This window comes from Halomonas sp. hl-4 (assembly GCF_900215475.1).
Classification (GTDB): domain Bacteria; phylum Pseudomonadota; class Gammaproteobacteria; order Pseudomonadales; family Halomonadaceae; genus Vreelandella.
The window spans coordinates 3016224-3031062 of record NZ_LT907845.1 but is presented as its reverse complement, the minus strand read 5'-3'; the positions used below and the strand labels follow the sequence as shown (position 1 = coordinate 3031062).

Below are 14839 nucleotides of genomic sequence, written 5' to 3'. Positions count from 1 at the left end.
TTAAACGCGGCGATACGGTTCATTCAGCGCTTGCGCAATTTCAGCTCTTGAATGATTTCATCATGATGCTCGTTCAAAATAGGGGGCGCGCTCACCTCTAGCGGCCTGACACCGTCGTAAGACACTGGCGATCGAACCGTTCGGAAAGTGCCTATCGTGGGGTGCTGGGTACTCACCTCCAGTTGCAGGTGCTTCACCTGCGGGTCTTCCAGCACTTCATCGGTGTCGTACATCGGCGCGTGGGGCACATCCTCGGCTTCCAAGCGTTGGCACCAGGTGGTCCGGTCATGGCGCTTGAATACTTGTTTGAGCACCTCGATCATCTGTTCCTGGTTATCGATGCGCCCTTCGCGTGTCGCAAAGCGTCCATCCTGCAGCAGCTCCGGATACTCCATGGCGTTCGCCAAGCCCTGCCAAAACTTCTCGGGGGAGGACATATGCAGCGCCACCCATTTACCGTCGGCGCACTCCATTACGTAGGACTGAGACACCTGAGGACGGCTGTAAGGCCCCATCACCTCGTTTTCAGATAGGTAATGGGTAAAAGCATCAAGGTTAAAGTGGCACATCGCCTCAAGCATTGAGACGTCTACCCGGCGACCTTTACCAGTGCGGCCACGCTCCACCAGTGCACCAAGAATGCCATAGGCGGCATAGAAGCCCGACATCGCATCGGCCATCGCGGGCCCCACGACCCGTGGGTTTGCTGGGTTAATCAAGAGCTTCAAAAAACCACTCGCCGCCTGGGCCACCGTGTCGTAGCTGGGGCGCGCCGCATAGGGGCCGTCTTGCCCAAAACCACTAATGGCACAATAAATAAGCCCTGGGTTCATGGTCCTTAAGCGACTCTCACCGGCTCCCAGCCGCTCCGCGGTGCCGGGGCGGAAATTCTGGATATAAACGTCAGCATCACGAATCAGTGCGTCAAACGTTTCGAGATCTTCGGGCTCTTTCGTATTCAGCGCAATGCTGCGTTTGTTTCGGTTGTAAGTCTGGTAGTGCGGACTGTATAGCCCGCCCTTAAACGCCCGGAAGGGATCGCCCTTACCCGGCATTTCCACCTTGATCACGTTGGCGCCTAGATCGGCCAACAACATTCCAGCCGCAGGCCCAGTAATGAACGTGCCCTGCTCAATAACCGTAATACCGTCGAGTACTTTGCTCATGAGCTACTCTCCTAGCGCTTGAAACCCGGCGGAACTTCACCGGTGTATTCGACCTGTTGGGCCGCTTGGTAGGAGAGCGCAAAGCCACACGGCTGTTCGGACTCTTCCAGCAGATGGGCGATAAGGCCAGCGGTGCGGGCCAATAACGGCACACCTCTCAGCGCTTTGAGTGGGAAACCTGCACCCAGCAACACCGCAGGGATCGCCGCCGAGACATTCAGCTTCAGTGTTTTGCCAACGATCTCGGGAATGGCGTTTTCAACGGCTTCGGCGATAGCCACATAGCGTAGGTCTGCACCTGCCTCGCGAGCCACGTTAAACAGCGCATCCACGCGTGGGTCGCGTTCTTTGTGTAGCGGGTGGCCATAACCGGGGATCGGCTCCCGCTTGGCGCGCAGATCAGTGATCACATCGTGCACCGCTTGCTCAAGCGACTTACCGCCGTCAGCTACTTGCCCAATGCGATCAAATAGCTCCCCCGCGGCTTGGGACGCGCCTAAAATCACCGAACCACAGCCCAGTAACCCCGCCGCCACAGCGCCTTGTAGCGCTTCCGGTGACGCGGCATACGTCATGCGGCTCGCCTGTACGCTAGGCACCAGCCCGTGTTCCGCAATCGCCACCAGGGTCGCATCCAGCACGCGACGCCGTGTCTCACTCGCGGGCTGGCCATCCAAAAGCATTAAAAAGTAGTCGGTAAACGTTGTCTGGCCTATTAACTCCTGGCTGAGGTCTTTGCCCCGCACCACGATGGTGTCAGCGTTCGACGTGCTTATGGCGGTTTTTGGAATTGTCTCGCGCCCTATCTTCATGTCTCGCTCCGCGAATGTAGACGAACAGGTAAGGCGCCGATGGCGCTTGCGTTCGTGGGTGTATAACGCTTAATAGCACTGAATATAGGAGGACGTAACAATGAATAAAAATGATTAATTTCTATAGAAATAAGAGATACCATCGATCGTTAATCCATCGATAGTAGAGGTTGGCTTATGGAACTGCGTCATATGCGCTACTTCTTGGCCATTGCCGAGACCCTTAACTTCACCAGCGCGGCCAAGCGCGTGCACGTGACCCAGTCCACGCTGTCGCATCAAATCCGCCAGTTAGAAGAAGAGCTAGGGCAGCCGCTGTTTGCCCGAGTCGGCAAAAAAGTGGTGATTACTGAAGCAGGCCTGAGCTTTCAGAAGCATGTGGCTCCGATTGTGAGGCAGGTCGATCAGACGCTTGGCGCCATGAAGGCAGCCCCAGAAGAGTTGCACGGCGAGCTACGCATCGCCGCGACTCACAGTTTTAACGTACAGCTTATCCCGCTGTGTCTTTCCGTATTCATACAGCGGTTTCCGCACGTCAAAGTGGTCGTGGAAGAACTTTCCGGCGATCAGATCAGCGAGGGGCTAGTCAGGGGAAGCTTAGATATGGGCATCTCATACCGGCCAGCGGTATCTCGCGGCCTTCGTTTTGAGCCACTCTATAACGAAGAGCTCAAGCTAATCGTCGCGAGCCACCACCCGCTTGCCAAACGCAAGCGATTGCGTATGGTAGAACTCAACGGCCAGCGTATGACGCTGCTGGCGCCACACTTTTCGACGCGCCAGATGCTTAATGAGTGCTTCGAGGCGGCTGGCGCTCAGCCCCAAATTGTGGCTGAGCTCAATGCTATCTCGCCCATGATCGAGCTGGTACGACGCACTGATTTATGCAGCATTGTGTCCGAAAACGCCTTGAGCGGTGAATCTGGTGTCAGTGCTATTCCGATTGAAAGCCCCACCCCAGTACGCACGCCGGGCTTGCTCTGGTCGCAGCAAACCGAGCGTTCAGCCGTCAGCCGCTTTATGGCAGACACGATTCGACAAGTCGTCAATCAGGGAATCCATATCATCAGCCACACCTCACCCTAGCGAAGATTTTTGGCGACTCAATCAAGGCTGTGTGCTCATCGCTTTCACTTATTTTTCGACAGAAACATAAGCACTGAAGCACTGAAGCACTGAAGCACTGAAGCACTGAAGCACTGAAGCACTAAAAGGCCTCAAAATTTTCTTAGTCTTAAAAAAACGATTGCTTCAACCCAGCGAAATAATAGACTCGCTACGCGTAATCGCCTAAAGCACTTTACCGGCTGGCCTAGACTTATTACCAAAGACCAAAAGATACATTTAGGCGTGAAACTATAATAGCTGTTGCTTAAGTTCGGCCATCAATTCATCAATATTATCCCGAATGGTTGCATCCATGCTCCCACCAAATGCCCCCACGGTTAAATCACTATCGCTGGATAACTGTAACAACGTCTCTTCGCTGACTGCATCACGTAGCACAAGCGTAGAGCGCACGGTTCCTTTCCCAGCGCCAAATCCTACCCAATACCGCTTTGCTCTGCTTCCATAAGTGACATCGATATTTGCCTCTGCGACTATCGTACTTACCTCTGATACTTGCTCGTCAGTGGCGAGCTGGAAGCGTCCAGCTTCCTTGATCACTCCAAGTAGGCGACTGGTCGCATACTCATCAAACTCCTCATTAAGCGTGGCAAATTTCTCACCTTTCTCGGTCGAACTGACGTCGACGTTGTCCACATGAAATTGCGTATATCTATCGAGTGGCGCAGCCGCTTGGTCTGTCCTCACTTGGGCTGATCCGCAGCCCGAAACAAGCAGCACAACAACGGCAATCAGCAAATATCTCATCATTTCTCTTAGCTCCCTTTTCTTTTAATTAATACCCTAGGAATTATTAGACTCCTCAAGGAATTTGTTATTATCGGAAGCTTAAATATTTTCTTTAGCTATTTTTAAATTTTTTTATTAGCCACTCCTTATTGACATCATATAAAGAGCACAGCAAGCCCTAAACAACTTGAGCCAACAGCATCGGCAAGTTAACCTTGTCGGCCATCCTTATGCAAAGACAGCGATATGCCCGCAGCCTTTCACCTTGAGGACTGGCAGGCGTGGAGCGCGGCTCAGCCAAGCGTTGCAATACGCCGTCAGCACGACCTCTCGTCTAACGTCAGCGCTTCCCCGCTTCCGCCGATGCTGCGTCGTCGCTTGGACGAAGTCGGCCGCGCGACGTGTGGCATTTTGAGTCTGCTAGACTCCGAAAGTGCGTGCCCACTGATTCATGCCTCACGCCATGGTGATGCGTCACATACGCTACAAATGCTGGAATCGATCACGCAGGGAGAGCCGATCTCCCCAACCCGCTTTTCGATGTCTGTTCACAATGCCGTCTTGGGCGTGCACTCGATCGCCAATCGACACCACCTCCCCTTGCAAGCCCTGGGTGCCTGCGGCAATGAATTCGACGCGCTGCTTTGTGAGGCAAACGGCTATCTCGTTGAAGGATACCCGGCGGTCGTAATCGTTTTCTCTGAGGGGCCCCTGCCTGCCCCCTATCAGGGGTATGCCGAGGACCCCGGCTTACCTAGCGCGGTGGGTATGCGGCTATCATTTGGCCCGGGCACCAAGCTAGTGTCTCAGCCAATTTCATCGCCCTCACGCCCCACCCCGGCTGATGTGATCGCCTGGTTGAATGCCGACACCCCATTTCTTGACGGTTTGCTGCGCTGGCGACTGGAGGCAGGATGACGCTTGATCAGTGGCGCCGTGGGTTAGGGACGGCGATCTCGTTTTTGATGTTCGGTATCGGTGGCCTGGTCATTGGTTTAGTGGTCGCCCCCCTTATCCGACTGTGTATTCGCAATAGCGAACGTCGTCAGCGAATTGCACGCCGGTTGATCCAGCGCTGTTTCCGCTTATTCGCCACGCTCATGCAGAAACTCGGCGTACTGGATTATCGTTTCGAACATATGGAGCGTTTGCAGCGCCCTGGGTTGCTAGTACTGGCCAACCACCCTTCGCTGATCGATGTGGTGTTTCTGTTGGCCTATGTCCCCAATGCTGACTGTATCGTCAAGGGCAAGCTGGCCAACAACCCGTTCACCTGCGGCCCCATCCTGGCGGCGGGCTATATTACCAATGCCGACCCTGAAGCGGTGCTCGAGGCAGCCAAGGCGAGCCTGGCAAAAGGCAATTCCTTGATTCTGTTTCCCGAAGGCACGCGAACCGCCCCCCAGCGGCCGATCAAGTTTCGTCGCGGGGGCGCCAATATTGCCCTGCGCTCGGGCACGGATATCACACCGGTACTGATACAATGCACGCCGACCACGCTGACCAAAGGGGAGCCTTGGTACCGGATTCCTATCCGCAAGGTGCAGATGGATCTGCGTGTGCTTCACGATCTGCCCGTCAATACAGACAATCAGCAGCCGACCGGGCAGCTCGCCAGACAACTGACACGTCGGCTAAGCGATCACTTCAATAGGGAATTGGAACACTTACATGATGAGCGAACCCTCCGACCTGACGCTTGAACTCAAGCGCATGATCATCGACACGCTGGAGCTTGAGGATATTGCGCCAGACGATATCGACCCTGAAGCCCCTTTATTTGGCGACGGGCTAGGACTCGATTCCATCGATGCCCTGGAGCTTGGTTTGGCACTGCAGAAGCGCTACGGTATCAAGCTAGATGCCGAAGCCGAGGAAACACGCCAGCACTTCGCCAACCTGAATGCCCTGCAGGCACTCGTGGAGGCCCGCCGTGTCGACTGATGTTGCTGCCACTGAGCGTACGAAAATCTTTACTCACGTGAGCAAGACGCTGATCGAGTTATTTGAGCTCGATTCTCACGATATCAAACCCCAGGCACGCCTCTATGAAGACCTGGATATCGACAGCATCGATGCTGTGGACCTGGTCGTCGAGCTCAAGCAATTCACCGGCCGACGCATCAACCCCGACGACTTCAAATCGGTGCGCACCATCGATGACGTGGTCAATGCCGTCGAACGCCTGATGCAACGCTGAGATATGCCAAGGCAAGGAATCAACACACTCAGCGTACTGCTGGCAGTGGCCTGGCCGGTACTGGTCTTTGTGCTGCATGGCCATGTAGGTAGCTGGCCACTGCTGGTCGCCGGGGCAGCGCTACTCGCCTGGCGGATGTCGCAGGCTCGCTATCTGGCGATCATGGTAGCGGTATTGATGCTTGTGCTCGGTGGATTAGGCTACGCCGACCTGGGCATGCGTGCCTACCCTGTCGCCATCAACGCCCTGATGCTGGCCGTTTTTCTCTCCAGCCTGTGGCGGGGCATGCCGATTGTCGAGCGCCTGGCGCGACTGAAAGAGCCCGACCTGCCGACGGCCGGCGTTGCCTATACCCGCCGCGTCACCTGGGCGTGGTGCGGTTTTTTTGTGCTCAACGGCAGCATCGCCGCCTGGACCGCTTTATATGCCGACCTGGCCACCTGGACGCTGTACAACGGCGTCATCAGCTATGGGCTGATCGCGCTTATGTTCGCCGGAGAATGGCTGTTGCGCCACCGTTTGCGGAGAAGCCTGTCGTGACATTCGTGCCGCTCACCCAGCTACCCTGGCGTCGGAAACTCGCGCGCCACCACCGCATCCTCCCTCAGCACTGGGTCGACCCGCTTTCGCTCGCGCCGCGAATCGATGCCTGGCATCACTGGCTGGCCGACCAACCTGGCGGTGAATGGTTACTCTATCAACCTCACCCTGGGGAATTTTGCGCAGCCTTGATTGCCCTGTGGGAGAGCGGTCGTGTGGCGGTCCTGCCCGCCGATGATCGTCCCGCAACACTGGCACGCATTGCTCAGGAAGTTAACGGCACGTTGCCCGACGCTCCCGGCAACCGAGTCGAACATGCTGTGGGTGAGTCGCTTCCTCAACCGGCGTCGCTTCGTTCAACAGCGACGGCGGTTGTCCTGCATACTTCAGGCTCGACGGGCGCGCCTGTGCGTCTCACCAAACGGTTTGACCAGCTCGAAGCAGAATTAGCGGCCCATGCGCAGCTGTGGCCGCTGGCTGATTGTTGCGTCATTTCTCAGGTCAGTCACCAGCATATTTATGGGTTGCTGACCGGCGTGCTGCATCCTCTATGCGCCAGCGCTGCCTTTTGTGGCGACGCGTGCTGTTACCCTGAGACGCTGGCCGCGCGGCTGAAGGACGCTGGCGATGCCGGCCTTGCGCCGGTGGTTGTAAGCTCCCCCGCTCAATTGACGCGTTTGCCGGAGCACCTGCCGTGGCGCGACCTTCCTCGCCCCCTACGCCTGTTTTCCTCGGGCGCGCCGCTGGCTTCAGCGCATGCCCAGCGCAGCGAAACGTTACTGCATGCTCCGGTGATTGAAATCTATGGCAGTACTGAAACAGGCGGGATCGCTCAGCGTCGCCAAACCTCAAGCGCTGCCTGGCAACCCCTACCCGGTGTGCAGGTAGCGTGTGAGGATGAGTACTTAGCGCTGCGTTCGCCCTTTCTTGAGGACCCTCAACGCTGGTGGCAACAGCCAGACCGAGTGACACCCGTGCGCAATGGCTTCGAGCTGCTGGGCCGCGCGGATCGCGTGGTAAAAATAGCGGGCAAGCGGGTTTCCTTGTCGCATATCGAGCGTATCCTCGCCACCGCGCCGGAAATCAGCGACGCACGTTGTATCGATCTTGGCCGGAGTGACGGTCGGCTAGGCGTCGTGGCCGTGCTGCCCAGCGCGGTGATTCCGCACCAACACACTGACCGCCATGCACTGATTCAGCGCCTACGAACGCATTTATCGCATCACCTGGAGCGGGTCACCATCCCTCGCTACTGGCGCTTCGTCGATGCCCTGCCGTGTAATACGCAGAGCAAGCTCGACCGCTCGCTGATCAACCAGCTATTCGCTGACCTTGATGACCCCAAATCGCCACGCTGGCTAGGCGATGATCGCCCGGACCCCGACACCTGCACCCTAACCCTGGAAGTGCCGGAGCGTTTGATTTTTCTCGAAGGCCACTTCGATGAGTATCCGCTGGTGCCAGGGGTGGTCATGGTACAGTGGGCGATTAATTTCGCCGGTGAACGCTTCGGACAGCTCGGCGAGTTTCAGGGTATCGAACGCTTGAAATTCCAGCGAGTATTACGCCCTGGAGCCCGTTTCACGCTGAAACTGACACGCCGGGACGACGGCTTGGCTTTCTGTATTGATTCACACGAAGGACGGCATTGTAGCGGACAGGTTCGCATGCATATCCAGGAGGGAGAGCAACATGGCTGAATACTGTACCAAGTACTCCCCCTGCGTTCTCATTCCCGTCTATAACCACCCCGCCACGGTCGGGCCGGTGTGCGAAAAACTCGCTGCGCTGGGGATACCGCTGCTGCTGGTCGATGATGGCTGTGATGCCGAGTGTGCCGCCGAACTCGACCGCCTCGCGGAACAGGGCCACCACCTGCTGCGGCTTGCCTATAATCAGGGCAAGGGCGCGGCGGTGCGTGCCGGACTGGCACACGCCCAGCAACTGGGCTTCACCCATGCCCTGCAGGTGGATGCCGACGGCCAACATGCCAGCGACGACTTGCCTGCATTTCTCGCTGAACTGGACACGTCGCCCGAGACGCTGGTGATCGGCTACCCTCGTTACGATGCCAGCGTGCCAAAAATACGCTTCTACGGCCGCTATGCAACGCACGTGTGGGTATGGATCAACACCTTGTCCTTGGATATCCGCGATTCCATGTGCGGCGTCAGGCTTTACCCGGTTGCGCCGCTCAATCACCTGCTGGAACGCCACGCCTGTGGCGACCGCATGACCTTTGACACCGAAGTACTGGTGCGCTGGCACTGGGCAGGTGGCGCTGTCTCCAACCAACCTGTGCGGGTGCAATACCCCGACGATGGCGTGAGCCATTACGCCCTGTGGCGCGACAACCGCCAGATCGCCGCCATGCATACCCGATTATTCTTCGGCATGCTGGGGCGCCTTCCCCGCCTGCTCGCCCGGCGCTTTCGACAACCGTCGAGCAAGGTGCGCCCATGAACCACCATTGGGCAAGCATCGGCGAGCGTGGCAGTGTTATTGGCATGACCCTGATGGTGGCAATACAGCGTTACCTGGGGCGCTGGCCGTTCCGGATCGTGCTGTGGCCGGTCATACTCTGGTATTTCGTGATGCACGGTACGGCAAGGCGTGCCTCCCAGGCCTACCTGCAGCGCCTCACTCCAAGCCTCGCGAAACGTCCACTCGCAAGGCGGTGGCAAAGCTATCGACATTTCCTGGCCTTCGGCGATACTTTGATGGACAAGGTCGCCGCGTGGAGCGGAGATATCCCCGATGACAAGCTGGCCGGCAAGGGTATCGAGCATTTTGTGACGGCCATCGCTGGCGGGCGCGGCGGCCTGATTCTCGTCGCGCATCATGGCAATCTCGACGTGGTTAACGCGCTTGCTGAGCGACACCAAGCACTTAAGCTGAGGGTGATGATGCATACCCGCAACGCCCGCAAATTCAATGCGCTGCTAGAGCGCGTCACGGGCCGACCACGCCCGCATATAATGGAAGTCAGCGAAATTACCCCCGCGACCGCCCAGTCCCTGGCCGAACACATCAATGCCGGCGGATATGTGGTGATTGCCGCCGACCGTCTCCCGCTGTCGGGAGAACGCACTCAGCGTGTTAACTTCCTGGGGGATGCCGCCCTGTTTCCCGAAGGCCCCTTCTGGCTGGCGGCGCTGCTCCGCTGCCCCCTGTATGCGTTGGCCTGTGTACGTGAGGATGGCCGCTTCCGGATCGATTTCGATGCCATCGACGACACCCAGCAGTTGCCACGTCGGCAGCGTGAAGCCTGGATTGCCGACGCGATGCAACGTTATGCCGACCAACTGGCTGAGCGCGTGCGGCGTCACCCGCTGCAATGGTTCAATTTCTACCCCTTCTGGATCAACGACATTGACTACCCCCATGACGACGCACCATGACCCGGCTGCTGACGCCAAGGTCAGCGCGCCCCTTACCCTGGATGGCTCAATCGTCACGCTCGAGGAAGTGTTGGCGGTCGCCGAAGGCCGACGCCGCGTCGTGCTGTCGACAGCACCCGCGTTCCATGAGCGCATCGCCCGCGGCAATGCGTTTCTCGAGCGCCTGCTCGAAGAAGAGGGCACGGTTTACGGCGTCACTACCGGCTATGGCGACTCCTGCACCCGCGACGTCTCCGCCGCCGACCTGGAACAACTGCCCCGCCAGCTATATACCTTCCATGGCTGCGGCCTGGGCGATGTGCTCTCGGTGGAAGCCTCGCGGGCCGTGGTCATGGTACGCCTGGTGTCGCTGTGTCGCGGCGTGTCAGGGGTCAGCGTCGAACTGCTCGAACGCCTGGTCTGGTTACTGGAACACGATGTCGTACCCGTTATTCCCGAAGAGGGGTCGGTGGGCGCCAGCGGTGACCTGACGCCGTTGTCGTACCTGGCCGCCGTACTGTGCGGCGAACGCGACGTCTTCGAGCGTGGGCAACGCCGCGCCACGGCGGAGGTGTTCGCAGCGCATGGCCTCACCCCGTATCGTCTCAAGCCCAAGGAAGGCCTGGCGCTGATGAACGGCACGGCGGTGATGACGGCGCTGGGCGTGTTCGCGTTCGCACGGGCAAGCTATCTGACCCAGCTCTCTACGCGCATCACCGGCTTATCGGTCTACGCGCTGGACGGCAACCCTTACCATTTTGACGCCGACCTGTTCGCCGCCAAGCCGCACCCCGGCCAGAACCGGGTCGCCGAGCGCTTGCGGGACGACCTTCACGCGCCCGACACGCCGCGCAATTCCCCGCGCCTGCAGGATCGTTACTCGACGCGCTGCGCCCCGCATGTGATCGGCGTCGTGGAAGACTCGCTGCCCTGGTGGCGCCAGTTCCTCGAGACCGAACTCAACAGCGCCAACGACAACCCGTTAATCGACGCCGAGCACGGCAAGGTCATGCACGGCGGCCACTTTTATGGGGGGCATGTGGCGTTTGTCATGGACAGCCTCAAGCAGGCCTGTGCCAACCTGGCCGACCTGCTCGATCGCCAACTGGCGCAGCTGGTCGACACTCGTTTCAATCACGGCCTACCCAGCAACCTGAGTGGCGCGGCGCCTGAGCGGGCTAGTCTCAACCACGGCTACAAGGCGGTACAGATCGGCGCGTCAGCGTGGACGGCCGAGGCGCTCAAGCTGACCATGCCGGCCAGCGTGTTTTCGCGCTCTACCGAATGCCACAACCAGGACAAGGTTAGCATGGGCACCATTGCCGCCCGCGATGCACTGCGTATCCTGACCCTCGTGGAGCAGGTCGCCGCCGCCACCCTGCACGCCACCTGCCAGGCCGTTGAACTGCGCAGCCACCTCGACGACGCCACGCCGCCCCCTACGCGCCTGGCTGACTTTGTGGATGAGTGCCGGTCCGTCTTCCCGGTGCTGGAAGAGGACCGTGCTCTGGAAGCCGAACTGCGCAGTCTATGTGACCTGATTCGCCAACGCCGCTGGAGCTTGTATGACACCTGACGACCGCCCGTTGCCACGGGGCGAGACCGAGCTGGTGATTCCCTTCCACGATGTCGACATGATGCAGGTGGCCTGGCATGGCCACTATGTGCGGTATCTGGAAATCGCCCGTTGCGAACTGCTGGATGCTATCGACTATAACTACCCCCAAATGCAGGCCTCGGGATTCGCCTGGCCGGTAATCGACCTGCGCCTGCGCTATGCGGGTCCGGCCCTGTTTGCCCAACGTATCGCCATTGAGGCACGCATGAGTGAATGGGAGCATCGGCTCAAGATTGATTACACCATTCGCGATGCCGAAACGCGCAAACGCCTGACACGCGCCTGGAGCGTGCAGGTGGCGGTAGGCCTCGACGACCATGAAATGCGCCTGGCGTCGCCACCCGCGTTAGTTGAGCGGCTGATCGCCTGGCAGGAGGCCAACACATGAGACAGCGACTTTTCTGGTACCCCGCTATCACGGTAACAGTGACCGTGCTGAGCCTGATGCTCAGCCCGACCACCTGGGCAGCGCCCGATGGCGACGCCCTTGCCGACCGCTTAGCCAAGCACGCGCCGCAGTGCGGCCGCTTCGAGCAAACCCGCCACCTGGCCGATCTTGAGACACAGCTGGATAGCCGAGGCCATTTTGAGCAACGCGACGAGGGTCTCGTCTGGGAGACGACCTCGCCGGTGCAGGAACGTGTTGTGCTGAGTGAAGACAACGACGACTTGCCCGCGGGATTTCAGGTCATCGCCCCGGTGTTTAGCGGGCTTCTTGGAGGCCATTGGCAGGCCCTGGAGGAGCATTTCACCATCGAACTCAGCGGCGAGTTGGACAACTGGCAGGCCACGCTGACGCCCAATCAATCAAGCGTCAGCGAACGGCTTAATCAACTGGTGGTGAGCGGCGACCAACGCGTAGAGAAAGTCGCCCTTGAGTTCACCAACGATGACCGGCTCGATCTGACCCTGACGGCCGCTTCTTGCGATGACCTCGACGACGGTGATTCATCGCCGTGAACCATGTCCAACCGCCTAGCCCCACCCATCGCGAGCGCCTCGCGGCCTGGGGCTGGGCCGGACTGCTGCTGGGCTGCGCCCTGTTACTGGCCAGCTTGCTGAGCAAGGGCGCGCCGCTTGATACACGAATTACCGCACTGCTGCCCGACAGCCATCAGACAGCCTTGATCGAGCAAGCCGAACAAAGCCTCAGCCACGTCGTCGAAAACCGCTTTGTACTGCTGGTGAAGGGGGATTCGCCCGAACGCTTGGTAGCCGACCTAAAGGAACGACTGGAGGCATCCGGTAGCGTCAGCGACTTCGACGTTGACGGCTTCGAGAACCCCGCAAATGATTTATCGCCTTATCGCTATCGCCTGCTGACCGACTCCCTCGCCGAAGCTGATAACGATGCCTGGGTACAGCGTGGCCTGACACGGCTGCATTCGCTGGGTAGCGAGGTCGAACCCAGACGCGACCCTTTCGGCCTGCTCGATGCCTGGCTTGAACAGCGGCTCGACAGTCCCATTCGGCTACGCGATGGCCTGCCCAGCGTGAACGAGCAAGGCACGCGCTGGTTTATCGTCAGCGGCCAGCTGTCGGCAAGCCCCTACGATATGGATCTGCAGCAACGCCTGTCTACGGCGTTGTCGGACTTCCAGACGGCGCATCCCGAGGCTGAGATGTTGCGCAGTGGCCTGGTCTTCCATGCCGCGGCCGGGGCGGCGCAGGCCAAACGCGAAATCTCGACCATTGGGCTTGGCTCACTGCTGGGCATCGGGTTGCTGCTATGGGCGACGTTTCGGCGTGGCTCGATACTGGTCAGCCTATTATTGCCGATCAGCTGCGGCGTGTTGTTTGCGCTGCCTGTCACCTGGTGGTTGTTCGGCACGCTGCATCTGCTAACGCTGGCATTTGGCGCCAGCTTGATCGGCGTCGCGGTCGACTATGCGCTGCACCTGCAATGCGCTCGACAGCTGGCGCCCGAGCGTGGGCTGGCTTACCTCTGGCCGGGGCTGCTATTAGGCTTAGTTTCCAGTTTGGCGGCTTACCTTATTCAACTCATCACGCCGATGCCAGGCTTGCGCCAAATGGCCACCTTCGCCGCGCTAGGGTTGGTCGGCGCCTGGTTGACGGTGCGCTTATGGTTACCCTGGTGGTCCCCACGCCCCCACATTGCGACGCAACGCATCGCCACCCAACTGAACCGCGTGCGGCTGCCGCCTCACGCGCCCTACCGCTGGGGTCTGCTGGGGTTGCTCGGCCTATTCGCGATGGTGTTGATCGTCACGCGGCTAACCGCCAACGACGACCTGCGCCAATTGAACCCCTCGCCCGACTCGCTGATTGCCGAGCAGCAACGCGTACAGACGCTAATGGAGCGCTCTGCCGACAGTCGCTATCTGATCGTCACGGCAGAACATGAAGCCTTGCTGCTGGAACGCCTGGAGGCCCTTGAAGCCTCGCTGGCGGATCTACAGGCCGAAGGCCATCTGGCGCACTACCGCCACCTCGCTCAAGCAGTGCCGTCACCGGCGACGCAGCAGGCCAACCTGGAACACGTGCGCCAAGCCTATAGCGATGCCCTGCCGGACTGGGTAGCCGAGGCCGGGCTTCCCGACACGCTTCTCGAAGAGGCTCAACAACCGCTACGCAGCGTGTCGCTGCTGACAATAGAAGCGTGGCTTAAGATGCCGGCAGGCCGTGCCGATAGCACACTGTGGATGGGCGAGACCGCCACGGCGGAGAACACGCACCCTCAATTGGCCGCCCTGGTGACGCTGGGCGGCGCCAATGAGCATGCCCAGCAAGCGCTTGATGATCTCGCCGCACCAGATCATATCTACTACCAGGATCGAGTGGCCACGCTCACAGACACCCTGTCGCGACTGCGTGAGCAAATTGCCCTGTACTTGGGCATTGCTGCGCTGGGTTTAGCGCTGGTGTTTGGCTGGCGCTATCGCGGGCGGGCCTGGCGTGTGTTACTGCCACCCTTGGGGGCCGTGTTGGCAACCCTGGCGCTATTCAGCGCACTCAACATCGGCCTGACGCTATTCCACCTGCTAGGGTTGTTACTGGTACTGGGCATTGGGCTCGACGCGGGCATTTTCAGTACCGAGCACCCTGATAGTCCCGCGGTGTGGCTCGCCATCAGCCTGTCCTGCGCCTCCAGCTTGCTGGCCTTTGGCTTGCTATCGTTCAGCGCCACACCGGCATTGCATTATTTGGGCCTCACCTGCCTTGTCGGCCTCGCCGCGGTGTGGGCACTGGTGCCGTTCGCCAGGGCCAAGACGCGTCGCGCTATTTCCCAACCCCATCAGCCATGA

General features: G+C 59.3%; 16 protein-coding genes. 13 read left to right on the top strand and 3 right to left on the bottom strand.

Going from position 1 to position 14839, the window contains the following annotated elements:
* Positions 1–23: 23 nt before the first annotated feature.
* Both CPH17_RS14345 and CPH17_RS14340 read right to left on the bottom strand, forming a co-directional pair.
* Complete coding sequence (locus tag CPH17_RS14345) at positions 24–1166, bottom strand: CaiB/BaiF CoA transferase family protein (RefSeq protein ID WP_074394921.1); 1143 nt, start codon at positions 1164–1166, stop codon at positions 24–26.
* 11 nt (positions 1167–1177) lie between these two features.
* Complete coding sequence (locus CPH17_RS14340) at positions 1178–1978, bottom strand: citryl-CoA lyase (RefSeq protein WP_096300042.1); 801 nt, start codon at positions 1976–1978, stop codon at positions 1178–1180.
* Between the two features lie 177 nt (positions 1979–2155).
* Here CPH17_RS14340 and CPH17_RS14335 point away from each other — a divergent pair, with 177 nt between their 5' ends.
* A complete protein-coding gene (locus CPH17_RS14335) occupies positions 2156–3064 on the top strand; it encodes a LysR substrate-binding domain-containing protein (protein ID WP_096300040.1) in 909 nt (302 codons plus the stop codon).
* A 270-nt stretch (positions 3065–3334) separates the two neighbouring features.
* On the opposite strand, the gene CPH17_RS14330 is transcribed toward CPH17_RS14335, so the two are convergent.
* Positions 3335–3856, bottom strand: coding sequence for a DUF4410 domain-containing protein (locus CPH17_RS14330; protein ID WP_074394918.1), 522 nt, complete (start codon positions 3854–3856; stop codon positions 3335–3337).
* Positions 3857–4081: 225 nt separating this feature from the next.
* Between CPH17_RS14330 and CPH17_RS14325 the strand changes: the two genes are divergently transcribed.
* Genes CPH17_RS14325 through CPH17_RS14270 form a run of 12 tightly spaced genes read left to right on the top strand, consistent with a single transcriptional unit; the run spans position 4082 to position 14839 of the window.
* Positions 4082–4753, top strand: coding sequence for a beta-ketoacyl synthase chain length factor (locus CPH17_RS14325; protein ID WP_096300038.1), 672 nt, complete (start codon positions 4082–4084; stop codon positions 4751–4753).
* Entirely contained in the window at positions 4750–5538 is a 789-nt protein-coding gene (locus CPH17_RS14320; RefSeq protein WP_096300036.1) for a lysophospholipid acyltransferase family protein, read from the top strand. Before CPH17_RS14325 ends, CPH17_RS14320 begins: the two co-directional genes overlap by 4 nt.
* Complete coding sequence (locus CPH17_RS14315; protein ID WP_074398372.1) at positions 5510–5779, top strand: phosphopantetheine-binding protein; 270 nt, start codon at positions 5510–5512, stop codon at positions 5777–5779. The genes CPH17_RS14320 and CPH17_RS14315 overlap by 29 nt, the downstream gene beginning before the upstream one ends.
* On the top strand, positions 5769–6035 hold the full coding sequence (locus CPH17_RS14310) for an acyl carrier protein (protein WP_231896493.1): 267 nt from the start codon (positions 5769–5771) through the stop codon (positions 6033–6035). The genes CPH17_RS14315 and CPH17_RS14310 overlap by 11 nt, the downstream gene beginning before the upstream one ends.
* A gap of 3 nt (positions 6036–6038) precedes the next feature.
* Positions 6039–6575 (top strand): hypothetical protein, encoded by a 537-nt coding sequence (locus CPH17_RS14305; protein ID WP_096300033.1) that lies wholly within the window; start codon positions 6039–6041, stop codon positions 6573–6575.
* Entirely contained in the window at positions 6572–8275 is a 1704-nt protein-coding gene (locus CPH17_RS14300) for an AMP-binding protein (RefSeq protein ID WP_096300031.1), read from the top strand. The genes CPH17_RS14305 and CPH17_RS14300 overlap by 4 nt, the downstream gene beginning before the upstream one ends.
* Entirely contained in the window at positions 8268–9038 is a 771-nt protein-coding gene (locus CPH17_RS14295; protein ID WP_096300029.1) for a glycosyltransferase family 2 protein, read from the top strand. Before CPH17_RS14300 ends, CPH17_RS14295 begins: the two co-directional genes overlap by 8 nt.
* On the top strand, positions 9035–9976 hold the full coding sequence (locus tag CPH17_RS14290; protein ID WP_096300027.1) for an LpxL/LpxP family acyltransferase: 942 nt from the start codon (positions 9035–9037) through the stop codon (positions 9974–9976). Before CPH17_RS14295 ends, CPH17_RS14290 begins: the two co-directional genes overlap by 4 nt.
* A complete protein-coding gene (locus CPH17_RS14285; protein ID WP_096300025.1) occupies positions 9960–11531 on the top strand; it encodes an HAL/PAL/TAL family ammonia-lyase in 1572 nt (523 codons plus the stop codon). Before CPH17_RS14290 ends, CPH17_RS14285 begins: the two co-directional genes overlap by 17 nt.
* On the top strand, positions 11521–11961 hold the full coding sequence (locus CPH17_RS14280; protein WP_074394910.1) for an acyl-CoA thioesterase: 441 nt from the start codon (positions 11521–11523) through the stop codon (positions 11959–11961). The genes CPH17_RS14285 and CPH17_RS14280 overlap by 11 nt, the downstream gene beginning before the upstream one ends.
* Entirely contained in the window at positions 11958–12533 is a 576-nt protein-coding gene (locus CPH17_RS14275; RefSeq protein WP_231898038.1) for a LolA family protein, read from the top strand. The genes CPH17_RS14280 and CPH17_RS14275 overlap by 4 nt, the downstream gene beginning before the upstream one ends.
* Positions 12530–14839 carry an MMPL family transporter gene (locus CPH17_RS14270; RefSeq protein WP_231898037.1) on the top strand — a complete coding sequence of 770 codons (2310 nt, stop codon included), beginning with the start codon at positions 12530–12532 and terminating at the stop codon, positions 14837–14839. The genes CPH17_RS14275 and CPH17_RS14270 overlap by 4 nt, the downstream gene beginning before the upstream one ends.

Bases quoted from the DNA above. Each gene is read 5' to 3' on its own strand.
- CPH17_RS14345 (WP_074394921.1), bottom strand. From the start codon at position 1,166: ATGAGCAAAGTACTCGACGGTATTACGGTTATTGAGCAGGGCACGTTC.
- CPH17_RS14340 (WP_096300042.1), bottom strand. From the start codon at position 1,978: ATGAAGATAGGGCGCGAGACAATTCCAAAAACCGCCATAAGCACGTCG.
- CPH17_RS14335 (WP_096300040.1), top strand. From the start codon at position 2,156: ATGGAACTGCGTCATATGCGCTACTTCTTGGCCATTGCCGAGACCCTT.
- CPH17_RS14330 (WP_074394918.1), bottom strand. From the start codon at position 3,856: ATGATGAGATATTTGCTGATTGCCGTTGTTGTGCTGCTTGTTTCGGGC.
- CPH17_RS14325 (WP_096300038.1), top strand. From the start codon at position 4,082: ATGCCCGCAGCCTTTCACCTTGAGGACTGGCAGGCGTGGAGCGCGGCT.
- CPH17_RS14320 (WP_096300036.1), top strand. From the start codon at position 4,750: ATGACGCTTGATCAGTGGCGCCGTGGGTTAGGGACGGCGATCTCGTTT.
- CPH17_RS14315 (WP_074398372.1), top strand. From the start codon at position 5,510: ATGAGCGAACCCTCCGACCTGACGCTTGAACTCAAGCGCATGATCATC.
- CPH17_RS14305 (WP_096300033.1), top strand. From the start codon at position 6,039: ATGCCAAGGCAAGGAATCAACACACTCAGCGTACTGCTGGCAGTGGCC.
- CPH17_RS14295 (WP_096300029.1), top strand. From the start codon at position 8,268: ATGGCTGAATACTGTACCAAGTACTCCCCCTGCGTTCTCATTCCCGTC.
- CPH17_RS14290 (WP_096300027.1), top strand. From the start codon at position 9,035: ATGAACCACCATTGGGCAAGCATCGGCGAGCGTGGCAGTGTTATTGGC.
- CPH17_RS14285 (WP_096300025.1), top strand. From the start codon at position 9,960: ATGACGACGCACCATGACCCGGCTGCTGACGCCAAGGTCAGCGCGCCC.
- CPH17_RS14280 (WP_074394910.1), top strand. From the start codon at position 11,521: ATGACACCTGACGACCGCCCGTTGCCACGGGGCGAGACCGAGCTGGTG.
- CPH17_RS14275 (WP_231898038.1), top strand. From the start codon at position 11,958: ATGAGACAGCGACTTTTCTGGTACCCCGCTATCACGGTAACAGTGACC.